A 25,477-nucleotide genomic window follows, 5' to 3' on the forward strand; every position below is an offset into this window, starting at 1 on the left:
GGTGCAATTTCGGCAGATTATGATATAATAGAAAAAACAATCCATTCTGGAGGAAGCGATGAAATTTTATTGGACGCGCGCTGCGCGCGCGAACATCGGTTGTTATGCGGGCTTCCGCGCGAAATTTTGCGCCGAGTCTGCGGGCGGATACACGCTCCGCGTGTTCGGGGCTTCCTGGTTTTCCGTGCGGATCGACGGCGAATTCATCACCGAAGGCCCTTGCCGTTTTCCCGCGGCGTATCCCGAATACGAGGAATTGAAAATTTCTCTCGGCGCGGGCGAACACGTGCTTGCCGCGCGCGTGCACGACGAACACGTTTCCACGCGCCTTCTCGCCGAAATGCCGCCCTTTTTCGGCGCGCAGCTCCTTGACGGGGCGGGAAAGGAGATCCCGCTTTCTTTCCGCACGCGGGAACTTGCTTACGCGCCGCATTTTCGCAGGATCAATCCCCAGCTGGGCTGGTCGGAGGACTGCGACCTTAGCGCGGTCCCTTTTTTCGAAAGTCCCGGTTTCGACGATTCCGCGTGGGAAGAGGCGGTGCCCGTCACGCCCGAAATCGGCGCGCTTTCAAAAGCGCGGCTCGGACATATCCGTCCGCGCGCGGTAGACGCGCTGAAAATAGGGGAGGGCGTTCTTGCGGAAAATTTCGGGTATGAAAACGACGATGTGCCCGCGCGATTTTACCTTCGTTACTTAAACGACGAAACGTATCCCCAAGAGGGGATCTGGCTGCGCTACGACCTGGGCAAAGTGCGCCTGTTCCGCTTTACGGCCGAGATCGACGCGCCCGCGGGCACGCTCTTCGAGATCGCGTATGCCGAAACTTTGCAAAACGGCCGCGTATCGCCGCTCATCACCCTTTCGGCGGGGGATTCGTGCAATCTCGACCGCTACCGCCTTGCGGAGGGGAAAAACTCTTTCGGAAACCTGACGCCGCGCGGCGGTCGGTATGCGGAGATTCATATTTTGGGCGATGCGGACAAGATACGCGTGCGCTCTGTGAATTTTTTGGAGCGCACCTATTTCGGCGCGCCGTGCGGCGCGTTCGAGAGCGGCGACGAACTTCTCGATAAGATCTGGCGCATCGGCGCCGAAACTTTCCGTTCGTGCTCGGAGGACGCGCTCGTGGACAATCCCACCCGCGAACGCGGCGAATGGACGGGCGACGTCATCGGCGCGGGCATCGAGATCTGCAACGCCGCGTTCGGCGATATGCGCATGATCCGCCGCGGTCTGGTGCAGGCGGCGCAGTGCGCCGCGGAAGACGGCTGCGTCGCGGGGCTGTGTCCGGGCGGCGTCGGCTATCTTTCCACCTACGCCCTGCAATGGGTGCGCGCGTCCTTGAAATTTTTCCGCATGACGGGCGACAGAGAGTATTTTACCTGGGCGTTTGACGCGGCAAAGCGCAATATGCGCTACTTTGCGGAGAACTTCACGAACGCGGGCTGTTCGCGAGACGTACACTGGGCGTTCGTCGACTGGGGGTACGTCACGAACGAGGGCGAGAGCGACATGGGCGTCAATCTGCACCTTCATAACGCGCTCAGGGCGTATGTCGATTGGTGCGAATGGATGGGCGATACGAAAGAAAAAGCCTTTGCGGAAGAGTTTCTCGGCCGTGTGCGCGCCGTCATTGCCGCGTATCTTGTGAAAAATGCGGGCGAATGGGAAAAAATCGGTATGCACCGCGCCGTTCTGGCATTGGGCGAAGGGTTTTTCGAGGGGCAGGAGGCAAAGGACTGCGTCGCGTACGTCAAGCGCCATTATCTGTCCTGTTTCCCCAACGATATGAGCGCGCCCCGTCTCGGCGCGCCCGACAAGAACAACCCGCGGCTCATCACACCGTACTTTTCGCATTTCGCTTTCCCCATATTGTGGCAGGCGGGCGAGGGCGATTTTGTCATATCGCAGTATAAGACGTGCTGGGGTTGGCTCGCCGCGCAGGACAACACCTGGCTGGAAGTGTTCGACGGACGCTGGTCGCACTGCCATCAGTGGTCGGGCTGTCCCACCTGGCAGTTGTCGCGCTACTGTCTGGGGCTGATGCCGCGTGAAGATCTCGCGCCGCGCGCCTTCGAATACTGCAAACTCCCCGCGCGCGGGGTAGAGGGCACGGGCAAACTGCCCGTCGCGGGCGGCGGCACGGTAGAAGTGCGGTTCGGCGAAGATTTCGCGGAATACACGCCCGACGTGGATATCACCGTGTATAAAAACGGCGTACCCTGCACTGTAAAAGCGGGCGAAAGCAAAATGTTTTAATAATAAAAAACCCGCCTTATGAAAGGCGGGTTTTGAAATTTTCATAGGAAAAAGTTTTTAATACGCGGATAGAACCGTCCTCTTTTTTCAGCGCGATGGCGGGCAGGGGCATGCCGTTGAACGTGTTCGTCTTGACCATGGTGTACAGCGCCATGTCCTCGAAGACGATCTCGTCGCCACAACAAAGCGGCGCGTCAAAGGAGTAATCCCCGATGATATCGCCCGCAAGGCAAGTCGGACCCGCAAGGCGGTAGGTGTATTTCTTTTCGTGCGGCGCGCCGCCGTTTCGTACGGGCGGGCGGTAGGGCATTTCCAGAACGTCGGGCATATGGCAGGTGGCGGAAGCGTCTAAAATCGCGATATCCATGCCGTTTTGTACGATATCCAGAACGCGCGATACGAGCGTGCCCGCGTTTAAGACCACAGCCTCGCCCGGTTCGAGATAGATTTGCAGACCGTATCGCTCGCGCAGGCGCACGAGCAGGGATAAGAGCCGCGGGATATCGTAATCGCCGCGCGTGATATGGTGCCCCCCGCCGAGGTTGAGCCAGCGAAGGCGCGAAAGGTATTTCCCGAACTTTTCTTCGAGAGCCTCGACCGTTTCTTCGAGCGCGTCGCTGTTCTGTTCGCACAGCGTGTGCATATGCAGCCCGTCCAGAAGGGGCAGAACGCTCTCGTCGAATTCTAAAATCGTCGTGCCCAGCCTTGAACAGGGCGCGCACGGGTCGTACTGCGCGTGTCCTTGCTGCGTGGAACGTTCGGGATTGACGCGTAGCCCGCAACTGATATTCCGCGCCCTGAAAAAGGGCGCGAATTTTTTTGCCTGCGCGGGCGAATTGAAGATAACGTGGTCGCAATACTTTGCGAGTTCTTCGGTTTCCTCTTCGCGGAACGCGGGGGAAAACACGTGCGTCTGTTTACCGAAATGTTCTTTGCCGAGCCGCGCTTCATACAGCCCGCTCGCCGCCGTGCCGTCGAGATACTTTGCTATGAGCGGATACGTCGCAAAGCACGAATACGCCTTTTGCGCCAATAGAATTTTCGCGCCCGACGCGTCGGATACGGATTTCAAAATGCGCAGATTTTTTTCGAGCGCCGCTTCGTCGATCAGAAAATATGGCGTTTTCAATTCCATCAGTCTACCAATACGGGATCGAAATCTTCTTGCCAGGGGAGTCCCCAGCGGTTGAGCGCGTCCATAAAGGGATCGGGGTCGAATTCCTCGATATTGTGCACGCCCGCCTTGTTCCATACGCCCTGCATCACCAGCATGGCGCCGATCATCGCGGGCACGCCCGTCGTATAAGAGATCGCCTGCGAGCCTACCTCGCGGTAGCATTCCTGGTGGTCGCAGATATTATACAGATAATAGGTCTTGTCCTTTCCGTCCTTTTTGCCGCGGAAAATGCAGCCGATATTCGTCTTTCCGACCGTGCGCGGGCCCAAAGAGGCGGGATCGGGCAGCACCGCCTTCAAAAATTGCAGGGGCACGATTTTTTGTCCCTCGAATTCAATGGGTTCGATCGAGGTCATGCCCACGTCTTCCAGACATTTGAGATGGTTGAGATAACTCTGCCCGAAGGTCATGAAAAAGCGGATGCGTTTGATGCCCGGGATATTGAGCGCCAGAGATTCCAACTCTTCGTGGTGCAATAGGTACATATCCTTTTTGCCCACGCCCTGAAAGTCGTATTCGCGCTTGATCTCCATGGGCTTTGTTTCCACCCAATGTCCGTTCTCCCAGTAGGAGCCGTTGGCGGAAACCTCGCGGATATTGATCTCGGGATTGAAGTTGGTCGCGAACGGATAGCCGTGGTCGCCGCCGTTGCAGTCGAGAATGTCGATATACTCGATCTCGTCGAAGTGGTGTTTGAGCGCGTACGCCGAAAACACGCCCGTGACCCCGGGGTCGAACCCGCTGCCTAAAAGGGCGCAAATGCCCGCCTTTTCAAACGCCTCGCGGTACGCCCACTGCCATTTGTATTCGAATTTCGCGGTATCCTCGGGCTCGTAGTTGGCGGTATCCACGTAGTGGGTCTTCGTCCGCAGACAGGCTTCCATGATCGAGATATCCTGATAGGGCAGGGCGAGATTCAAAACCACGTCGGGTTTTTGCGCGTCGATGAGCGCGACGAGCGCTTCCACGTCGTTCGCGTCCACCTGCGCGGTGGAAATTTTCGTTTTCGTCTTGTTTTCCAGCGCCGCTTTGAGTTTGTCGCATTTGGAAAGGGTGCGGCTGGCGATGCAGATCTCTTCGAACGCCTCGCTGTTCTGGCAGCATTTGTGAATGGCGACGGACGCGACGCCGCCGCAGCCGATGATCAGTGCTTTTCCCATGATCTATACCTCCTGTTTTTGAATTGCGAGCAGCATTTCCCGCACGATCTTGCAAGCGACGGCGGTCGATGCGCCGCTCGCGTCGTAATGGGGAGAAAGTTCGTTCACGTCGAGCGCAACTACGTTTGCGCTCGAACACACGAGCGTGACGGCCTTTCTGAGTTCTTCGAAACTTACGCCGCCCGGTTCGGGCGTGCCCGTTCCGGGAAATACGGAAGGATCGAGAACGTCCAGATCGACGGTGAAATAGACGGGCTTACCCGCGAGGGCGTCCAATGTCCGTTCCAACCCTTCGAAATCGAACAGGCGCGTCTGCACGCGTTCTTTGCCCCAGGTAAATTCCGACTTGTCGCCCGAACGGATACCGAACTGAAAAATTCTGCCGTCGCCCAGAAGTTCGTGACAGCGGCGCATGACGCACGCGTGCGAAAGTTTCGCGCCCAGATATTCGCCGCGAAGGTCGGCGTGCGCGTCGAAGTGCACGATATGCAGATCGGGATACGCGCCCGACGCGGCGCGCACCGCGCCGAGTGTGACGAGGTGTTCTCCGCCGATGAGAAAGGGGATCTTACCGTCTTTTAAAATATGTTTCGCCCGCCGATCGACGTCCGAAAGCGCGGCGGCGGGGCTGCCGAACGAAAGTTCGAGATCGCCGCTGTCGAAAATTTTGCAGTCGGCGAGGTCTTTGTCCTGATAGGGGCTGTACGTTTCCAGCCCGTAAGACTCTTTGCGCATGGCGGCGCTCGCAAATCGCGCGCCGGGGCGGAAAGAAGTCGTAGAATCGAAGGGCGCGCCGAACAGCACGACGCGCGCGTCGCGCCAGTCACTGTCGCAGCCTAAAAAAGTTTCAACGTTTTTCTTCAACATCTTCAAGCATCTCCTCAACGTACGCGGGCAGATAAAATGCGCCGCGGTGCAAAGTGGTGGTGTAGTATCTGCATTTTAAGCCGCGCGCGTTCCAGCGCGCCTCGTCGAGATCTTTGAGCGGATGATATTTTTTCGTGGAAAATCCGAACAGCCAATGCCCCGACGGATAAGTGGGAATATGCGCCTGATAGATGCGCGAAAAGGGGAAAGATTCGATGATGCGCTTGTGCGCGCGCTGCATGGCGAGCGCGTCCTGTTCGTAAAAGGGGCTCTCGTGCTGGTTGACCATGATGCCGTCCTCTTTGAGCGCCTTATAGCAGTTTCCGTAAAATTCCTTGGTGAAAAGCCCCTCGCCCGGGCCGAACGGGTCGGTCGAATCGACGATGATCAAGTCGTATTCGTCGGCGTGCCGCCGCACGAATTTGAGCCCGTCCTCCACGTAGATATGTACGCGCGGATCGTCCATTTTACAGGAAGTCTGCGGCAAAAACTTTTTGCACACTTCGATGACCTGCCCGTCGATCTCGGCAAGATCGATGCGCCCGATCTCGGGATAGCGCGTCAGTTCGCGCACGGCGCCGCCGTCGCCCGCGCCGATCACGAGCACGTTTTTCACGTGCGGGTGCACCGCCAAGGGCGTATGCACGATCATTTCGTGATAGATGAACTCGTCCTTTTCCGTCAGCATGAGATATCCGTCCAAAACGAGTATGCGGCCGAATTCGGGCGATTCGAACACGTCGATGCGTTGAAAATCGCTCTGTCCGCTGTACAACTGCCTGTCCACGCGGATACTGAATTTTACGTTCGGCGTATGTTTTTCACTGAACCATAAGTCCATTTTTTTCACCTCAAACTTCCTGTTTCAGAACGTTCAGCCGCTCGATGGCGGCGTCCTCGGGGCCCGTCATCGAACAGCCTTTTTCCTTGGCGTATCGGATATATTCGATAATTTTTTCCGTGACGCGTTCCCCCGGCGCAAGGATCGGGATGCCGGGCGGATAGCACATGACGAATTCGCTGCATATGCGCCCCGCCGTTTCCCGCAGCGGGAGAGATTCTTTGGGCGCGTAAAAGGCGTACTGCGGCGTCACGGCTACCGCGGGCGCGATATATTCGTTTTCCATCAAGCCGTTTTTGTCGCGCGCGTAGCGGCGCTTGATCTCCGAAAGGGCGCTCACGAGCCGTTCGATATCGCGGATGCGGTCGCCGATGGAAAGATAGGCGAGCGCGTTTCCCAGATCTCCGAATTCTATCTGAATGTCGTATTCGTCGCGCAAAATATCGTAAACTTCGATGCCCGCCAGCCCCACGTCCAGCGTGTGCACGGCGAGTTTGGTACGGTCGAAATCATACACGCTGCCGCCGTTTTTCAGTTCGGAAGAAAACGCGTAATAACCGCCGATATCGTTGATCTCGCCGCGCGCGTAGTCGGCGAGTTTCACCACTTCCGCAAACGCGCTCTTTCCGCGCAGCGCCAGATTCCGCCTTGAAATATCCAGACTGGACAATAAAAGATAAGAGGCGCTCGTCGTCTGCGTCAGATTGATGATCTGCCGCACGTAGTCGCCGTTGACGCGCGGTCCCGTTAAGAGTATGGAACTCTGCGTCAGGCTCCCGCCCGATTTATGCATGGAAACGGCCGCCATATCCGCGCCCGCTCGGATCGCCGCCGCGGGCAGATCTTCCCCGAAATACAGGTGCGTGCCGTGCGCCTCGTCCGCAAGGCACAGCATCCCGTGTTTATGCGCCAGCGCCGCGATGGATTTTATATCCGAACAGATGCCGTAATAAGTGGGATTGTTTACCAACACGGCTTTGGCGTCGGGCGTTTTTTCGATGGTCTTTTCCAGCGCGGCAAGGCTCATGCCGAGTGGAATGCCCAGCCTTGCGTCGCATTCGGGATCGACGTACACGGGCACCGCGCCGCACAAGACGAGCGCGCCCATCACGCTTTTATGTACGTTGCGGGGAAGTATGATCTTTTCTCCGCTTTTGAGCGCGGACATGACCATGCTCTGCACGGCGGAAGTCGTGCCGCCCACCATCAGAAAGGCGTTTTCCGCGCCGAACGCGTCGGCGGCGAGTTTTTCCGCATCGCGGATGACGGAAACGGGGTGGCACAGATTGTCCAGAGGTTTCATGGAATTTACGTCGGTGGAAACGCACTTTTCCCCCAGAAAATCCACGAGTTCGGGATTGCCCCGCCCGCGCTTGTGCCCGGGCACGTCAAAGGGGACCACGCGCATTTTACGGAATTTTTCCAGCGCCTCGAAGATAGGCGCACTCGTCTGATCCATGCTCGCCTCCTCAGTAAATATTCTGTCCGTTGAAAATTTCGATCATCTCGCGGCGCAGGTTGTCGATGATCTCCAACCGTTTGGAGGGCGCGATCTCGTACGCGTCGCGGTTGAACAGATAATTTTGCAGATCGATTTCTTTTAAAAGCATCTTTGTATGGAATAAATTCGCCGCGTACACGTTGATATCCACGGCGTCGTATTTTTTTAATGTGGCGGGGGAGATGAATTCCTGAATGGAAGTCACGTTCCCGTCGTTGAACACCTTTTTGCCGTCGATGCTGCGCGTAAAGCCGCGCACGCGGTAATCCATGGTGATGATATCCGAATCGAAACTGCCGATGAGATAATCGAGTGTGGAAAGGGGCGTGATCTCGCCGCACGTCGCCACGTCGATATCCACGCGGAAGGTCGCGAGCGAAGTTTCGGGGTGATATTCGGGATACGTATGTACGGTCACGTGGCTCTTGTCGAGGTGCGCCACCTGCGTTTCGGGCGCGGGGATCATGGAATGGTCGGATATGAGAAGGGTGACCGAAGCGCCCTGCGGGTCGTAATCCTGGCTGGAAATATGCAAAACTTTCGCGCCGATCATGGAGGTGAGCGTGATGAGCACCTCCGTCAGCCGTTTGGAATTATACTGTTCGTCGATATAGGCGATATAATCTTTTTGTTCACGCGCGGTCTTGGCGTAACATACGTCGTAAATATTGAAACTGAGCGATTTGGTAAGATTGTTGAATCCGTATAATTTCATTTTTTCCATAACGTACCTCTCTCTTTCTGGGAATAAAAATAACGGGCAAGCGTTTCCGCTTGCCCGTTTCCCGTTTCATTTGATGGACGCAAAGGATCCAAAATGAGCGTAAGTTACAAAAAGCAAATACTCACTGACAACCAATATTATTGACCGTTTCACAAGTTGTGTGCGGAACGCACCGGTTATAAAGTAACCAACTTATAAAATTTGAGCTTTTAACTCAATCAATAACGCGGCGCGCGCGCCGCAAAATCGGCATTTGACCCGGCTGTCCGTATGGCCTCGACCCCGAAGGGTGGTCTAAGGTATTTGCATGAGAACGCTTTCGTTTCAAAGTCCGCTCATAGCGTTTCGATTATACTTTTTTTTCGCGGCGATGTCAACCGTTTTTTTTGCGTTTCGGCGCAATTGCTTGACAATTATCCGAAATCATATTATAATGCATAAAAATAATATGAAATCATACAAAAAAGGAGAGCCGATGAAAGACGAAAAAGATTTGCAGTACGCAAGCCTGAATCAGATGTACAACGAACTGGACGAAATGTATCATGCCGTTGCCGTAGCGCATAAAATATCCGACTGCGCCCTGTGGATATTATATTGCGTCCGCGAAACGAGCGCACCCTTAACGCAATCGGAGATCGCGGACGCCATGTTCATCAACCGTCAGAGCGTGAATTCCGCGCTTCGCAAGATGGAAGAGGAAGGGTATATCGTCCTGCGGACGAAGGAAGACAACAGAAAAAATAAATGTATTTTGCTGACCGAAAAGGGCGAACGGCTCGCATCGGTCACGGCGGACTTGATCCTGCGCAACGAGCGGGCTGCGTTTGAACGGTTCGAAAAGGGCGAGCGGGCTGCGTTCGTGGCTTTGAACCGCCGCTATGTGGACGCTGTGAAAGAGTTGTTCAAACAAGAAAGGGGAAAGGGATGAGGATTCAGTTATCGGAGCATTTCGATTATAAAAAACTTTTGCGTTTCGTACTGCCGTCGGTGGTCATGATCGTATTCACCCTGATATACGGCGTCGTGGACGGATTATTCATTTCCAATTTCGTCGGGAAAAGCGCCTTGACGGCGATCAATCTGATCATGCCGCTTCTGATCATCATGGGCGCGATCGGATTTATGATCGGTACGGGAGGGAGCGCGCTCGTCGCCAAAACGCTGGGCGAAAAGGAACCCGAAAAAGCGCACGCATATTTTTCCATGCTCGTGATCTGCATGGTGGCGGCGGGTTTGCTTTTAACGGTGCTCGGCCAGTTGTTATTGCCGAAAATAGCCTCTCTTTTGGGCGCCGCGGGAGCAACTTACGACTATTGCGTGTTATACGGCAGGATCGTTTTGAGTTCCATGATCTTTTTCATGCTGCAAAACGTATTTCAAAGTTTTTTCGTCGTGGCGGAAAAACCGCGTCTGGGACTGATCGTAACGGTGGCGGCGGGCGCGATGAATATCGTGCTGGACGCGCTGTTCGTCGCGGGATTCCGCTGGGGGCTGGCGGGTGCGGCGATCGCGACCGCCGTCAGCCAGATTTTCGGCGGCGTGTTTCCCGTCTTGTATTTCATGCGGCGCAACGACAGCCTTTTACGATTCGCTAAGCCGATATGGGACATGAAAATATTATTGAAATCATGCGCCAACGGATCTTCGGAGTTTTTGTCCAATATATCCGCTTCGGTGGTTACGCTGCTATACAATTTTCAATTGATGAAAATCGCGGGAGAGGACGGCGTGGCGGCTTACGGCGCGATCATGTACGTCAGCATGATCTTTCTGGCTTTTTTCATTGGATACGCGGTCGGGTGTTCGCCCGTGATCAGTTACCATTACGGTGCGAAAAATCACGACGAACTGAAAAACCTGTTCCGCAAAAGTCTTGTGATCATGGGCGTTCTCGGCGTGGGCATGACTGCGCTCGCCGAAGGGCTCGCCGTACCGCTTTCGAAAATGTTCGTCGGATACGACGACGCGCTGTTCGTCATGACGCTGCGCGGATACCGCATTTACGCGTTTTCATTTTTGATCTGCGGTTTCAACGTATTCGGCTCCGCTCTCTTTACGGCGCTCAACAACGGGTGGGTATCCGCAGTTATCTCCTTTATACGAACCCTCGTTTTGCCCGCTGCCGCCATTCTCGCGCTGCCCGTGTTCTTCGCGCTGGACGGCGTTTGGATGGCGATCAATGTTTCGGAAGGGCTGGCGCTGCTCGTTACGTTCGCCTTCATGTGGGGAAAACGGAAAAAGTATCGCTACGCGTGACGTGAAAATCCCGTTTTTTTCCGAATTGTCTTGACGGAGCCCTGCAAATGGGATATAATATGCTTAGAATACTTCATCGGAGTGCTAAATATGGAAAGATATGATTATCTCATCGTCGGCGCGGGGCTGTTCGGCTGCGTTTTTGCTTACGAAGCGAAAAAAGCGGGCAAAAAATGCCTCGTCATCGACAAACGCCCCCACATTGCGGGCAATATTTTTACGAAAAACAAAGATAACGTCAACATTCACGTTTACGGGGCGCATATCTTTCATACGAGCAACGAACGCGTTTGGAACTATGTAAATCAGTTTGTTTCCTTCAATAATTTCGTGAATTCTCCCATCGCGCGCTATCGCGACGAACTGTATAACCTACCGTTCAACATGAACACGTTTTCGAAAATGTGGGGCGTGGTCACGCCGCGCGAGGCGCGGGAAAAGATCGACTCGCAGATCGAAGAACTGCACATCGGAGAGCCGAAAAATCTCGAGGAACAGGGGCTGAAACTCGTCGGGCGCGACGTGTTCGAAAAACTCATCAAGGGCTACACCGAAAAACAATGGGGCAAATCCTGCAAAGATCTGCCCGCGTTCATCATCAAGCGGCTGCCCCTGCGTTTCACGTACGACAACAATTATTTCAACGACCGCTACCAGGGCATCGCGGAGGGCGGCTACACCCGCCTCGCGGAAAAACTTTTGGAAGGTACGAAAGTACTGCTTTCCTGCGATTATTTCGATTTTATCAAGGAAAACCCCGATATCGCGGAAAAAACCGTATATACGGGCATGATAGACGAGTTTTACGGGTATCGGTTCGGGGAGTTGGAATACCGTTCTCTGCGCTTTGAAACCAAACGCCTCGAAGAGGAAAATTACCAGGGCAACGCGGTCGTGAATTATACGGAGCGGGAAATTCCCTACACGCGCATCATCGAGCACAAGCATTTCGAACGCTCCCAAAGTCCGGTCACGTATATCACCTACGAATATCCCGCCGACTGGAAACGGGGCGACGAACCGTATTATCCCGTCAACGACGAAAAGAATGACGCGCTCTATCGGAAATACAAGGCGCTCGCGGATCGGGAGGGTAAAGTCATCTTCGGCGGAAGATTGGGACAATACAAGTATTACGATATGGACAAAGTGATCGACGCCGCGCTTGCCTGTGCAGACGAAGAATTAAAATAAGTTTTTGAGCGGCACGCAGATTTGCGTGCCGTTTTTGATAGGAAGTTACTGCATTTTATATGCTGTAATATTATATCCAGGAGGATGAATGATTGAGATTTGTACAAAAGATCGCCGTCGCGCTGCTGGTGATAGGGCTGGCGCTGGGTGCTTCGGCAGGCTGCGCGGAGGGTGAAAAGCCTCTGTCCGCACAGGAGAAGGTGTATGTGCAGGCGCGCGAACTCGGTTACGACGGAACTCTCGAAGAATTTTTACGGCTGGTCGCGGGCAAGGACGGCGCAAACGGCAAGGACGGGGCGAGCGTTTCCGCCGCGACCGTCAATGAAAAGGGCGAATTGATCGTCACGCTCACCGACGGTACCATCGTCAATGCGGGCGTCGTCCGCGGGGAAAAGGGGGATAAAGGCGAAGACGGAAAAGACGGTACCGACGGCAAGGACGGACAGAACGGCGCGGACGGTCAGGACGGAAAAGACGGCGAGGACGGCGCCGACGGTGAAAACGGTCAAGACGGCGCCGACGGGAAAGACGGTGCAAGTTGGCTCTTCGGGGCGGGCGCGCCTCGGGAATCGCTCGGAAAAACAGACGATTTTTACTTGGACGGCGAAACATACGACGTTTATTTAAAAGTCGGTCAAGGCTGGCAGAAGGTCGGCAACGTAAAGGGCGCGGACGGTAACGACGGCCAAAACGGCAACGACGGACAGAACGGCGTTGACGGTTCGGACGGGCAGGACGGGAAAGACGGAGCCGCGTGGTACTGCGGCGCAGGCGTGCCCGATCCGCTTTCGGGAAAGGAAGGCGATTTCTATCTCGATACCGAAAGTTACGATCTGTACCGTCGCGCGGCGGTATGGGAAAAACTCGGCAATATCCGCGGGGAGGACGCTATGCGCGGCACCGTGTCGGTTTCTTACGACGCGGGTGCGGGCGCGTTCGAAAACGGCGATACGACGTATTTTGAAGAAATTCCGACGGGAGATTACGCGAGTTTGCCCGTTCCTTTGCGTGAAGGTTACGTATTTGCGGGTTGGTATTGCGGGGAAGGTGCGAACGCGGCAAAACTGACCGCCCTTACGGCTGTGACGAAAGATCTGGCTCTGTCGGCTAAATGGATGCCTTGTCCGAAGATAAATTATATTTCGGACAGCGCGTTGTTATCGTCGGAAGGTGAATCGTTGCCCGCGGGAGAAGCGGAGATCAGTGACTTTTACGGCGTTATTTACTGCGACTGGACAGTCAACGGAAAACCTTCCGAAGAATTTTTCTGCACCGTGACGCAGTCCGCACTGGGGCGTTGGTGCGTGCAGGTCGGATCAGACGTTCCCGCAAAGATCGGCTATTATGAGGTGAACGTCGCGCTGTACGGCGAATTCGGAGAGATCTACGTGCGTTTTTCTTACACGGTCACTGCCGCGCCCGTACTTGATTTCACGCAAGTTCTCGTCAACGGACGGGAAAACGGTTCTGAGATCGCTGCGGAATGCGGCGAAGTTTACGAGATCGAGTTGGTGTTAGAAAGTTCCTATTCGGGCGTAACGCATAAAATCTCTTCCGAGTACGGCGAATATACGGTAACCGAAAGCGGGAACACTTTTTCTGAAAACGGCAAATATTTTCTGACGGTGTTATTCAGTTATGAACAGGATACGATCCGTATAAAAATAAGTATCGTTTTCGAAACCGCGGGAGATTACGCGTTTATTGTCGAGTCGCAGGCAAGCGAGGGAGAGAAAGCGTCTTTTGAGTTGAATTTTCATACGGAATAACAAGAACGCCCCCTGCAGCCGTTTGCTGCGGGGGGCGCCCCTTCGTAAAAGAAGGATGAATGATAGGGGGGTGAGCAAAATTAAGAATCAAGCCGAAAAACCCGTCGTTTTATTCAGATCGTCAAAATACGAGGGTTCCAGAAGATTGCAGTAGTAGATAAAGGCTTCAACGAATTTCTTACGATAACGGCATAGCGTGGCAACGCTTACGGAAAGGTGCATGCTCTTTTTGACTTCCGAAGCGTTCCGATATGCCGATTTGAAATAAAGTTGACAAAATATGTAATGCCTGTCGGAATTATGCAGATTGTCATAAGTTTCGAAATAGTCCAGCGTTAGAGCCAACGCATAATGCGCCGTGTCTTGAACGGGATTATTAAATTCAAGTGCGGCTAATCGCAAATAACTTTCCATTGCTTTTAAGCGATTCTTCATAAGTGTGTACCGTATATTCGATTTATTAGGGATTGATATTTTTCCGATATAGTATATACTTGCAAAATTTCCAAAAGTTTCCTATAAATACAAAAAAATAAAAATTTTTAATATAAATTTCCAAATTTATTAAAAAATACAGTCTGTCAGAATTTGACTATTTCATAAATATATATTATAATTGGGAAGAAAATTGTAAATATTTGGAAATTGAGGGTTATTATCACGGATGTCGTATTTTGGAGTCGCCGTCTCGAAACTTTTGACACAGATCAAAAAGAGCAGTGGGGCGGAACGGCTTGATTTGTTGGACAAACTCTATCAACGCACTGCAAACCACTTAAAAGGGATTGCGATACTGTATTTAACGGACAAGAGTCATATCGAAGATACCGTTGAAGAAACGTTTGTGCGCGTCATCAGGTATATCGATCGTTTCAACGAAGCGAGCGACGGATATAACTGGATGTGCAAGATCACGGAAAACGCGGCGCATGATATCAACAAACTTTATTATCGCGAAGATGTGGGGATCCCCGATAATTTCTACGATGAAAGTTCGCGTTTTAACGTACAGGCCTATTTAGAAGATTCGGAAGAGCGCAATGCGGTAAAAGAGGCTGTCAAGCAATTAACGCCGGAAATGCAGGATTTGTATTATTTGGAATATGTCTGCAATTTATCGCGCTCGGATATTGCGCGTTTAAAGAATGTCAGTAAATCGACGATCAGCAAGCGTTGCGCCCGATTAGAAGCGCTTGTTTTGGAAGAACTAAAAAAATTCGACGATTGAGGAAACTTTTTAAAAAATCGTCGGTATATTAATTATAAAAAATTTTACACACGGAGAAATGAAAAATATGTCCAAAGTCATCAAAAAGGGATTCGTTTTACTTGCCTGCGCCTTTATGCTTTTATGCGGTTCCTTGATCCCCGCGCTGACCGTATCCGCAAGCGCAGAAGAAACCTCGTCCGACCGCTATTATGACGAGTATCCGATCAGTACGTATGCGGTTGACTCTGAAACAGTAAATTATTCTAGAAGAACCTATGATATGGTTACAACGACTAATGAGGCGCCTGATTATTATGCAAATTCAGATTTAAGCAATTCTTGTGGGCCTACTGCAGGCGGAATTATTGTTGGTTTTTATGATCGTTACTACGAAAATTTAATTCCTGGTTTTACTCCTAATTATACAAATGGTCGTTATAAAGTAAAAGATAAAGTTTATATACCTGCCTTAATGCAAGAACTGTATACGTTAATGCGTACTAACGTAGACGATGTCGGCGTAAGCGAAGCAGATTGCAAAAATGGTTTAAAGACATATGTAGAACAAAAAGGATATAATTTAAGTTATTCTTCCGTAAAAAATACATGGGGAACATTTCAATTAAGTTCTGCGAAAAGCGCCATAGATAATAATAAGCCTATTTTATTATTTTGTGATGAAGCTGGTTTGATCATTGTTGCGCAAGGAGATCACTACGATAGAATTGTAACGTCAATTGTTCAGAATAGACATGTAATGGTAGCTTATGGCTATTGTACTGTAAAATATTATAACGGCTTAGATGAAAATTTTAGAACAGATACATATTTGATGGTATCTACAGGGCTATATTCTCAAAGTACAGCCTTTGTTCAGGTAAATACTACCGCCTGGTTAGATAATGGATATGCCGTAACGATAACCGCTTAAGGAGATAAGATGGCGAAAAAACGCTCTATACATGAACTTATCGAAGAGCAGGAGCCCGAAGCCAAACAGAGAATGTGGGACGAAGTCCGTCAAAGAATAGCCCAAGAAGATATTTTGGGCGAAGGCACGCCTACCTGTAAAAAATTTTCTTGGAAAAAAATCGCTACCATTGCTGCGTCGTTTGTTTTGGTATTGGGGATTAGTTTGTTTTCCGTATTTTATTTTATGCCGCAGGAGAAACTGAAAAGTCGTTACTGTACCCAAGAGGAGTATTCTTCGCAACCAATAGAGGAAACGATAAAAAAACATGCGGAAATTAATCAGAAAAACTGGTTGTATTTAGATTGGTATGAGTTTGCTGAAAGCATTATTAATGTTACATATTATTTAAACAGTACGGGCGAAGAAATTTGTTTTAGTGAAGAGATCATAAGTGGAGAAACTGGTGATCGTGTAAAGATATTCATCACGGATAATTTTACTAATATTGATATGCTAGAAAATTTCATAATCACATGTTTGAGTAAGCAAACGGTAAAGAATGTAGAAATAAACTATGCTAATAGTCTTACAAGTGCTTTTGCCTTTTTCGAATATGAAGAATATCGTTATTATTTAGAATTATCCCAACCCATGACCGAAACCGCAATATTGGATATTGTAGAAGAACTTTTACCGTAAATATGGAAGTTCCCGCCGCGCATTTGCGCGGCGGGGTTTTTTATTTTTTTGGTGAATTTCAACTATAATGAAGAAAAATTTGGTAAATCGGTCTACTTATCGAAAGAAAAAAACATAGGAAAGTAGAGCAAATTTTAAGGCGTTATAGGCAAGGACACTGACAAAACGCGCAAAAATGACGAAAATTTTATAAAAAAGGAGCCAAATCGGGGCGAAATGCTCGCATTTGGCTCCTTTTTTTGTAGATGAATTTACCATTGAAATTTTGTACCAAATGTAGATAATTAAATTTGCAAAAGAATAAAACCGATCGAAATCGGAGGTCCTATGAGAAAGATTCACAGCAACGTGCCCGTTTTGTTTGTGCCCGAAGAATGGACGGTCACCGAATACGGCTTTAACAAGGGTCGCTCGCTTCCCAATGAAACAGTGTTTTCCGTCGGCAACGGTTACCTCGGCGTGCGCGGCTATTTTGAAGAGGGCGTGCCGTCGGGCGTGCCGTGCGAACAGTCGCTCCTCATTAACGGTGTGTATGAATATCATCCCTATCGTCATATCTGGCAGCGCCCCGGTTTCCCCGGCCGCTATCATTCCATCTTTTCGCAGGTCAATGCTCTCGCCCTCAAAGTTTACGCCGACGGCGAACTGTGCACGCCTTTTGAAAGCGCGGAAAATTATATGCGGCGGCTGGATCTGAAAAACGGCGTGATGAAACGCGAATACGATTTAATCACTTCCGCAAACAAGCGCTTACATATTTCTTTACAGCGTTTCGCCTGTCAAAACGACGTGCATGTTCTCATGCACCGCGTCGAGATCTCTTCCGACGAAAAAATTTCCGTGCGTATCGAAACGCCTCTGTGCCTTCCCGCCCGCGCGGACGGTATACGCAAGGAAGAAATCGGCGGCGATAACGCCGTCCGCCTGCATCTTTTATCCCTTTCGAGAAAGGACAACGCGCGGTCTATCGACTATCGTGCGGAAGTTTCCGCCTTCCGCGTCGCCTGCGCCCTCGAAGAACGCGCGCAGGGACTTTCGCTGCAAAAAGAGGACATGGCAGATTTATTCGTCAACGTCTTTTCGGGCGAAACGGGAAAGGGCGTTTTGACTTTGGAACGCGCCGCGTCGTTCTATACCGACAGCGACTGCGACGAGCCGCTTTCCGCGGCGAAAAAAAGCGCCGCCGCGGCGATCGGCAAAGGATTCGGCGGCTGCCTTGCGGAAAGCGAAACGTTATGGCAAAAATTTTGGGACAATGCCGATCTGCAGATCGAGGGCGACCTCATGGTTCAGCAGGGCGTTCGGTTCAGTCTTTTCATGCTGCAGATTTCTGCGGGCAAGGACGGAAAAACCAACATCGGCGCCAACGGTCTCACGGGCACGGGCTATATGGGGCATACTTTCTGGGATACGGAAATATTTATGACGCCCGCGTTTTTGTACTCCTCGCCCGAAGTCGCAAAACAACTGCTTCTGTACCGCTATAATATTCTGCCAAACGCGGAAAAGCGCGCCGCGGAAATGGACGATGTCGGCGCCCTGTATTCCTGGAATAGCATAAACGGCGAAGAGTGCGGCCACGTGTTCGAGGCGGCGACCGCGCAATATCACCTCAACTGCGATATTTTTTACGCGATCAAGCGTTACTATCTCGCCACGGACGACTGGCAGTTTATGAAGGATTACGGCATCGAAATGCTCGCGAAAACTTCCAAGTGCCTGTCCCACCGCGGAAACTTTATCGAACACAAGGGCGGCAAATTCTGTATCAACGGCATCTGCGGGCCCGACGAATACAATCCCGTCGTCAACAACAATCTCTATACCAACTGGCTCACGCGCGATCAATTTTACTTTACGTTGCAAATGCTCGAAAAACTGCGCGCGGAGGACGAAAGCGCCTATCTTCGCATGCTGAATTTGTGCGATTGCGACGAAAATGAACTTGCCCGCTGGAAAAGAGCCGCGGACAATATGTATATCGCCTATGACGAAACGCTCGATCTGTATTTGCAGGACGACGATTTCCTCGATAAAGATCCCATCGACGTAGACGCGATCCCGCCCGAAAAACTTCCTCTTCTCACCCATCTGCACCCGCTCAACCTGTGGCGTTATCAGGTCATCAAACAGGCGGATATCGTATTGCTCATCTATTTATACAGCCATGAATTCACGCGCGAGATGAAACGCAAGATCTTTGACTTTTACGAGCCGAAAACCATTCACGACAGTTCGCTGTCCGCGGGGATCCACTGTATCGTGGCGCAGGATATCGGCTATGCGGCGGAGGCGTACGGGTATCTGAAACAGGCGGCGCGCATGGATCTGGACGACGTGAACAGGAACACTTTCAACGGCGTGCATTCCGCCTGTCAGGGGAGCGCGTACATGATGATCGTGAACGGGTTTGCGGGTATGCGCGACTACGGCGGCAAACTGCATTTCAAACCCGCGATTCCCGAAGGCTGGCAAAAGTATTCTTTTAAAATCGCTTACCGCGGCCGCCGCTTGCGCGTGACCGTGGAAAAAGAGAAAACGCAAATTTTACTTTCGGAAGGCGAGCCGATGGAAGTGGAAATCAACGGCAGAGCGGTCATGCTCTCGAAAGACCGACCGTATTGCTGCCGTACGGAGGACTGAAAACGACTGATGGATAGAAAGGCAGAATGGATATGGCATAACGGCGATTACGAGATACGGCAACTCAATGCGTGCCTGACTTCCCGCTACGAAAGGGAGGTGTTCGTGCCGCCCTTCTGGCATACGGACGATTTTTGTAAAAACGTGAAATTTATACGGCGCTTTACGCTTTCGAAGCCCGAGCGGTTGGAAATTCGCGCAAACGGAAAGTTCAACGTGATCGTGAATCGGATACAGGCGCCCGAAAACGCTTACATACGCGAATTTCAAGGTTTTGTGGATCTTCGGGCGGGCGAATACGAACTGATCGTTTCCGTATATAACGAAAAAGAAATTCCCGCGCTGTACGTCAACGGCGAAACGGTGCGCTCGGACGAGCAATTTCTCACCACTTCCAACGATTTTCGGTATTCGGCGGCGGGGTGCGACGGGCTGACCGATCCCGAATCGCCGCCGGGGCCGTTTCGTTTCCGTTACGAAGACGTAGATTTCGATATTTTGCGGAAGGATAAAGATTCGCTCCTTCTCGACTGCCGCCGCGAGATGATGGGCGTGGTGAATTTGGAATCGTGCGAGGGCGAAGGGCTTGTACATATCTGGTACGGCGAAAGCCTTGCGGAGGCGACGGACAAAGAGAATTGCGAACTGACGGACGAACTGGATTTTCCCGTACAGACGCGCCCCGAAGTCGGCAAGGCGTTCCGCTACGTCCATCTGCACGGCGAGGGAGTCGATCTGACCAACCTGAAAGTACTGCGCGAATTCGTGCCGCAGGCGCGGAGCGCAAAATTTTCCTGTTCGGATGAAAAACTGGAAAAAATTTACGCGGTGGCGCTGGATACGCTGGCGCTCAATACCCGCGAATTTTTCCTCGACGGCATCAAGCGCGACCGCTGGCTGTGGGCGGGCGACGCCTATCAGGCGTTTCTGATGAACTATTATTCCTTTTTCGATCTGAAAACCGAACGCCGCACGATCACGGCGCTCGCGGGTAAGCCGCCCGTGGTGCATTTCATGAACCATATCATGGAATACTCTTTTTACTGGATCATCGGGCTGTACGATTTTTATATGTACGCAGGCGACGAAAATTATTTGCGCCGCATGATCCCCACCGCGCGGCGCATCATCGAATTTGCGCGCACGCGCAAGACGGAAAGCGGCATGATCGAGGGCAAAGAGGGCGACTGGGTGTTCGTCGACTGGGCGAATATCGACAACCGCGGCGAAGTCGCCGCAGAACAGATCATCTATCTCAAAGCGCTCGAAACCATGCAGAAACTGTGCGGGATCTCTGGCGACGATCCCGAAGAATACCGCGAGGAATACGAGGCCTTGAAAAAAGTGCTGTTCGATACCCTGTGGGACGAAGAGCGGGGGGTGTTCTATTATTCGCGGTACCAAGGGAAACTGAACCCCGCGATCAAAAAGCACCCGCATATTTTCGCGTTGTATTTCGGTATTCTGGACGACGAAAAGAAAAAGAAAGTCATTCAAAACGTGCTTTTGAACGACGAAGCGGAAAAGATCGTCACGCCGTTCATGCGCTTTTTCGAGTTGAGCGCGCTGTGCCTTGCGGGCGAGACCGACTTCGTATATCACGAGATCTTGCAATACTGGGGCGGCATGATCGACGAGGGCGCCACGAGTTTTTGGGAATTATACGACAAAAACGAGCGCGGCGACGATAAATACGCCATGTATAACCGCAAGTACGGAAAGAGTTTATGTCATGCCTGGGGCGCCAGCCCGTTGTATCTTCTCGGGCGCTATCTCATCGGACTGGAACCGACGAAACCCGCCTATGAAGAATACAGATTGTGCCCGAAACTCGTGCGCTTATCCTCGTACAGCGCGACGCTTCCGCTCCGCGACGGAGATATCCGCATCGAGAGCGCAAAAGATACGCTGACCGTTTATGCGGAAAAGACCGACGGCGAACTGTGGCTCAGCGATGCGCTTTTCGATACGGAAGGCTGGGACGAGGCGCGCGGGGGATATAAAATTTTCAAACTGAGGGGCGGAGTGCTGCGTACCGTTGCCGCCCGCAAAAAAATAAAAGGGGAGGACTGATCTATGGAGCGAGCGATCGAGCGCGGCGCGGCCGCGCAAAGCGCGCCTGCGCCCCGGAAACTCACCGCGCAGACGATCAAAGCCGCCATTGCGGCGGGCGTCAGCCTCGTTTGCCTTGTCTGCCTGTTGGCGGCGGGCGTCGTGGGGCGGGAACTTGCCGATATCGGCGTAAACGGCGCCTTCTCGGGCGCTGCCGTGATCGGCGCGCTCTTTCAGGGCGGTAAACTGAGTTATTCTTATCTCGTAGACGGTGAAAAGATCTTTGTCACGGCATATTTGCCGACGGCGATCGGCGTGTTGCTGACCTTGTGTATCGCGCTGTTTCTGGCGCTGTTTCTGTATCAGGCAGCGCTCGTCGTACTTTTCAGAAAGCGCGGCGAAGATAACGCGGCGCGTCTCAACGCCATCGGCGGCTGGGCGGGGATCGGACTGGGATTTTTGTGCCTTGTCGTCTATGCGCTGCTCATAACCCTCAATATACCGACTACCTATCTCGTGACGGCGGGATTGGAAGACGTTGCCGTGCAGGCCGCCTTTTACAAGGTGTTTTCTCCCTCGGTCATCTGGCTGGTGCTATGCCCCGTCTGCATCGTCGCGGGCATGATCCAGCGCAAGATCGATTCCGCGCAGGTAGTTCTTCTGAAAAGGTACATTCCCTCGTATCTGTTTATGGTCTTTCCGCTACTTCTCATCGCGGTTTTCAATCTCTATCCCATCGTGCTGCAAACGGTGCTCTCCTTTAAGGACTACTCGTTGGGAACGGGCATTTTCAACAGTCCGTGGGTGGGCATGGCGAATTTCAAGGAAATATTTCTCAGCCCCGAAATGCTGCGCGTCATCGGAAACACGTTGTATATATCGCTTTTAAAACTCATCGGCGCGACGGTGCCGCCCTTGCTTTTGTCTATCTTTCTGTACGACATGCGCATGATGCGCGCCAAAAAGGTCGTACAGACAATCGTCTATATCCCGCACTTTTTCAGTTGGGTCATCATTTACGCCATCACCTACGCGTTTTTGAACGAAGAGGGGCTTTTAAGCACCTGGCTGGGTACGAGTTCGAGTATTCTGACCGATCCCGACTGGTTTATTTTCATCGTCGTCCTCACGAATATCTGGAAGGAGTTGGGCTGGGGCACGATATTATATCTCGCGGCGCTCTCTTCCGTGCCGCCCGAATTGTACGAAGCCGCCAAACTCGACGGCGCGGGCCCGTGGCAGCGCGTGTGGCGCATCACTCTTCCGAGCATTCTGCCCATCGTCATGTACCTTCTCATCATCAATCTGGGGCAGATCCTCAAAAACGCGGGCGGCGAACAGTTGCTGTTGTTTGCCAACGCCGTCACCAAGCCCAAAGCCATGGTCATCGACACCTGGCTGTACTGGTCGAGTCTGGGCGAACTGAAATATTCGCTTGGCGCGGCGATGTCCTTCTTCCAGGCTGCGGTCGGCATGGTGCTCGTGTACGGCTGCAATAAACTCTCGAAAAAGACCACGGGCATCGGTATGTGGTAAGGAGGGGAAGTATGCAGGAAAAAAAGAAAAAGCCGTTGTTTTCGGCAAAGTTTCACGAAAACCTCTACCAGGTCATCTGCACCGCCGTCTGCTTTCTGGTCGCGGCGCTGTGCATCTATCCGCTCTTATACACGCTGGCGGTTTCTTTCGCCAAGCCCGAGGACATCAACTATTCGTTCCTCATTCCCATCCCCACGAAAGTGACGCTGTATTCTTACATACAGGTATTCACCGTCAGTTCGTTTCTGGGGCGAGCGATCGCGGTATCCGTATTCCGAACGGCGGTGGGAACGGTTCTGAGCGTGCTTTTGACCGCCATTCTCGCCTACGCGATGGCGCGCAAAAATCTGCCCGGGCGGCGGTACTTCATGTATCTGATGATCTTCATCATCATTTTCAACGGCGGTCTGATTCCCACCTATCTCGTAGTTAAGAGCGTGGGGCTTCTGGATAACATCTGGGTATATATCTTCCCGAACCTCATCAACGCCTGGAACGTCATCATCATCAAGCAGTCGATGGAGGGGATCCCCGCGGAGGTGGAGGAATCCGCCATGCTCGACGGCGTGAACGACTGGCAGAATTTTTCCGCCGTCGTTCTCCCGATGTCCATGCCCGTCATCGCGGCGATCAGTATTTTCACCCTTGTTTTCCAGTGGAACAGTTGGTACGACGCGATGCTCTACGTATCTCCCGCGGCATCGCATCTGTGGCCGCTGCAATATTACGCGACCATTTCAATGAACAATCTCAACCAGGTCAACAATGCCGATATCGGAAGTCTGGAAAATATTTTGGGTATCAAGGACGTGGACAATATGTCCATCAAAATGGCGCTCACCATCGTCACAACGCTGCCCATTCTGTGTATCTATCCGTTCTTTCAAAAGTATTTCACCAAGGGCGTTTACCTTGGTGCGGTAAAAGGATAAAAAGGAGGTTTTATGAAAAAGATCATCACATTGCTTTTAGGGCTCGTTCTCGTATGCGGTTTTGCTGGCTGCGGCGGGAGCGGAACAGGGGGCGGGAACAACGCGCAGAAGATCAACATCCTGTTTTCGGGCTGGGTCAATACGCCCACCACGGCGGACGATCCCTACCGCGCGTACATCGCCGAAAATTACGGGCTGAACGTGCAACTCAATGCCAACAGCGATTTTGAAAACGCGGCGATCATGGCGTTCAACTCTACCGAGAACCGTCCCGACATCATCAGTTTTCCCAGTTATACGAGTTATCGTAAATTTTTCAAACAGGGAGTGCTTCTGGACGATTGGACGCCGTATCTGCAGTATATGCCCAATTTTTCCAAATCGCTGAACGCGCAGTCGCAGGCGGCTTCCAAAGCGGTGTTTACCGACGGAGAGAAACTGACCGCGCTGTGGACGCCCGCCGATCCGCCCACATGGTCGTTGAAACTCAGAGAGGACTGGCTGGATATGTACCGCAAAGACAAGGCCAAGGAAGAGACCTGGGCGCCGACCACGCCCGACGATCTGCTCGATTTCGCGCGGTGGATAGACGCGCAGAAAAAGGCGGGCGTGAAAGAGTTCGAAGACGCGTACGCATTTTCCACCGCGGGCGGCGGAAATTCTCTGGGCGTTCTCGGCACCTGGATGCCTCTCATGTTCGGCTCCGTGACCGTCGCGCCCTACGGCTTTTACGTGGATAAGAACGGCGAAGTGCAGTTCGGTACCACCGACGGCTCTTATAAGGAATTTCTGGATTATTTCAAGATCATCGTCGAAGAACAGCTCATCGAGCCGGCCTGGTTCACGCAGCAGTATGCGGAGCGCAAGCGTACGTACGCGGGCAAGATCGGCATCGAGTGGATGCCTGGCGAGATCACCAAAAACACGCAGGCGGAATTCAACGACAAAAAGATCACCTACGCCCAGCGCGGCATGACGCCGCCCGAGGGCAAGAGCGAAAACGACGTCATCGACGCGACCGATTTGTGGAAGACGTACGCTCTTCCCAAAAAGCAGGGCACGGAGAACGAGCGCGCGGGCTATATGCCCGGCACGGGGCTCGCGGGTAAGGTCATCACCGTATCCAAGGCCACGGCGCAGTCGAAGAGCAAAATGGAAAAAATATGTAAACTCATCGACGATCTCTATTGCTATTTCGATGAAGAAACGGGCGAATACAAGCGGGGCGAGGCATACGACGCGCTGCGCTGGGGCGTCGGCATCGAAAAAAATCTGCAATTCCAGAAAATCGAGGGCAGCCCGCAGGTGTATATCTGCACCAGTTCCGAACGCGCGGGATTTACCGAAAAATATTACAAGGAAAAGCAAAACGGCGCGTGGGACTGGGGCGCGTGGTTCTCTTCCACCAACGACGGCGTCATCAGCGCGGACGAACCGCACGTGAACGCGTTGGTCTTGAAGATCGCGGAGCACGACAATCTGACCGCGAATATGCCTTCGCTGCCGCAGATCGGCGATTACGTCAGTCTTGACGCGAGTCTTTTGAGCGACATGACGAGCGATATGGTTTCGTTCGAGTACAGATACGTAAACAGCAAATGGAGCGCCGAAAACGCACAGAAGGAGTACGATTCTTACGTGAAAAAATGGAACTCCACCCTGCACGGCCAGGAATTTCTCGCCGCCGCAAAAACGCAGTTTACGGAACTTGGACTCATCGGATAAATGTAAAATATGAGG

General features: G+C 52.3%; 20 protein-coding genes. 13 read left to right on the forward strand and 7 right to left on the reverse strand.

All coding sequences use genetic code 11. The features are described 5' to 3' along the window. Positions 1-58: 58 nt before the first annotated feature. Positions 59-2,260, forward strand: coding sequence for an alpha-L-rhamnosidase-related protein (locus ESZ91_RS05065; protein WP_129224746.1), 2,202 nt, complete (start codon positions 59-61; stop codon positions 2,258-2,260). 16 nt (positions 2,261-2,276) lie between these two features. Here the strand turns inward: ESZ91_RS05065 and nspC are convergent, their stop codons facing one another. From nspC to speD, 6 genes are read right to left on the reverse strand one after another with little or no spacing between them, the layout of a single operon-like run. Further along, positions 2,277-3,395, reverse strand: a complete 1,119-nt coding sequence (gene nspC / locus ESZ91_RS05070; protein WP_129224748.1) for a carboxynorspermidine decarboxylase — start codon at positions 3,393-3,395, stop codon at positions 2,277-2,279. Continuing rightward, a complete protein-coding gene (locus tag ESZ91_RS05075) occupies positions 3,395-4,597 on the reverse strand; it encodes a saccharopine dehydrogenase family protein (RefSeq protein ID WP_129224750.1) in 1,203 nt (400 codons plus the stop codon). The genes nspC and ESZ91_RS05075 overlap by 1 nt, the downstream gene beginning before the upstream one ends. Before the next feature lie 3 nt (positions 4,598-4,600). Next, positions 4,601-5,464, reverse strand: coding sequence for an agmatinase (gene speB, locus ESZ91_RS05080; protein ID WP_129224752.1), 864 nt, complete (start codon positions 5,462-5,464; stop codon positions 4,601-4,603). Then, the gene (gene speE, locus ESZ91_RS05085) at positions 5,445-6,305 is read right to left on the reverse strand and encodes a polyamine aminopropyltransferase (protein WP_129226258.1); all 861 of its coding nucleotides are present in this window, start codon (positions 6,303-6,305) and stop codon (positions 5,445-5,447) included. The genes speB and speE overlap by 20 nt, the downstream gene beginning before the upstream one ends. A gap of 10 nt (positions 6,306-6,315) precedes the next feature. Next, on the reverse strand, positions 6,316-7,764 hold the full coding sequence (locus ESZ91_RS05090) for an aminotransferase class I/II-fold pyridoxal phosphate-dependent enzyme (RefSeq protein WP_129224754.1): 1,449 nt from the start codon (positions 7,762-7,764) through the stop codon (positions 6,316-6,318). 10 nt (positions 7,765-7,774) lie between these two features. Next, positions 7,775-8,530, reverse strand: a complete 756-nt coding sequence (gene speD / locus ESZ91_RS05095; RefSeq protein WP_129224756.1) for an adenosylmethionine decarboxylase — start codon at positions 8,528-8,530, stop codon at positions 7,775-7,777. A gap of 475 nt (positions 8,531-9,005) precedes the next feature. Here speD and ESZ91_RS05100 point away from each other — a divergent pair, with 475 nt between their 5' ends. From ESZ91_RS05100 to ESZ91_RS05115, 4 genes are all read left to right on the forward strand, one after another. Continuing rightward, the gene (locus ESZ91_RS05100) at positions 9,006-9,461 is read left to right on the forward strand and encodes a MarR family winged helix-turn-helix transcriptional regulator (protein WP_161971061.1); all 456 of its coding nucleotides are present in this window, start codon (positions 9,006-9,008) and stop codon (positions 9,459-9,461) included. Next, a complete protein-coding gene (locus ESZ91_RS05105; RefSeq protein ID WP_129224760.1) occupies positions 9,458-10,789 on the forward strand; it encodes an MATE family efflux transporter in 1,332 nt (443 codons plus the stop codon). Before ESZ91_RS05100 ends, ESZ91_RS05105 begins: the two co-directional genes overlap by 4 nt. 90 nt (positions 10,790-10,879) lie before the next feature. Next, the gene (glf, locus tag ESZ91_RS05110; RefSeq protein WP_129224762.1) at positions 10,880-11,983 is read left to right on the forward strand and encodes a UDP-galactopyranose mutase; all 1,104 of its coding nucleotides are present in this window, start codon (positions 10,880-10,882) and stop codon (positions 11,981-11,983) included. A gap of 92 nt (positions 11,984-12,075) precedes the next feature. Further along, a complete protein-coding gene (locus ESZ91_RS05115) occupies positions 12,076-13,752 on the forward strand; it encodes an InlB B-repeat-containing protein (RefSeq protein WP_129224764.1) in 1,677 nt (558 codons plus the stop codon). Between the two features lie 87 nt (positions 13,753-13,839). On the opposite strand, the gene ESZ91_RS05120 is transcribed toward ESZ91_RS05115, so the two are convergent. After that, positions 13,840-14,187 (reverse strand): hypothetical protein, encoded by a 348-nt coding sequence (locus ESZ91_RS05120; RefSeq protein WP_129224766.1) that lies wholly within the window; start codon positions 14,185-14,187, stop codon positions 13,840-13,842. Positions 14,188-14,416: 229 nt separating this feature from the next. On the opposite strand from ESZ91_RS05120, the gene ESZ91_RS05125 reads away from it, so the two are divergent. The 8 genes from ESZ91_RS05125 to ESZ91_RS05160 all read left to right on the forward strand — a co-directional run bounded on the left by ESZ91_RS05125 (position 14,417) and on the right by ESZ91_RS05160 (position 25,462). Further along, positions 14,417-14,980 carry a sigma-70 family RNA polymerase sigma factor gene (locus tag ESZ91_RS05125; RefSeq protein WP_129224768.1) on the forward strand — a complete coding sequence of 188 codons (564 nt, stop codon included), beginning with the start codon at positions 14,417-14,419 and terminating at the stop codon, positions 14,978-14,980. Positions 14,981-15,047: 67 nt separating this feature from the next. Then, complete coding sequence (locus tag ESZ91_RS05130; protein ID WP_129224771.1) at positions 15,048-15,893, forward strand: hypothetical protein; 846 nt, start codon at positions 15,048-15,050, stop codon at positions 15,891-15,893. Positions 15,894-15,902: 9 nt separating this feature from the next. Then, a complete protein-coding gene (locus ESZ91_RS05135) occupies positions 15,903-16,574 on the forward strand; it encodes a hypothetical protein (protein ID WP_129224773.1) in 672 nt (223 codons plus the stop codon). A 327-nt stretch (positions 16,575-16,901) separates the two neighbouring features. Then, positions 16,902-19,217, forward strand: a complete 2,316-nt coding sequence (locus ESZ91_RS05140) for a glycoside hydrolase family 65 protein (protein ID WP_129224775.1) — start codon at positions 16,902-16,904, stop codon at positions 19,215-19,217. 9 nt (positions 19,218-19,226) lie between these two features. Next, complete coding sequence (locus ESZ91_RS05145; RefSeq protein WP_129224777.1) at positions 19,227-21,290, forward strand: alpha-L-rhamnosidase-related protein; 2,064 nt, start codon at positions 19,227-19,229, stop codon at positions 21,288-21,290. Between the two features lie 3 nt (positions 21,291-21,293). Further along, on the forward strand, positions 21,294-22,805 hold the full coding sequence (locus ESZ91_RS05150) for an ABC transporter permease (RefSeq protein WP_129224779.1): 1,512 nt from the start codon (positions 21,294-21,296) through the stop codon (positions 22,803-22,805). Positions 22,806-22,816: 11 nt separating this feature from the next. Beyond that, positions 22,817-23,737, forward strand: coding sequence for a carbohydrate ABC transporter permease (locus ESZ91_RS05155; protein ID WP_129224781.1), 921 nt, complete (start codon positions 22,817-22,819; stop codon positions 23,735-23,737). Between the two features lie 12 nt (positions 23,738-23,749). Next, the gene (locus ESZ91_RS05160; RefSeq protein WP_129224783.1) at positions 23,750-25,462 is read left to right on the forward strand and encodes a type 2 periplasmic-binding domain-containing protein; all 1,713 of its coding nucleotides are present in this window, start codon (positions 23,750-23,752) and stop codon (positions 25,460-25,462) included. Positions 25,463-25,477 lie beyond the last annotated feature (15 nt).

Origin of the sequence: Candidatus Borkfalkia ceftriaxoniphila (assembly GCF_004134775.1) — a bacterium.
Classification (GTDB): Bacteria; Bacillota; Clostridia; order Christensenellales; family Borkfalkiaceae; genus Borkfalkia; species Borkfalkia ceftriaxoniphila.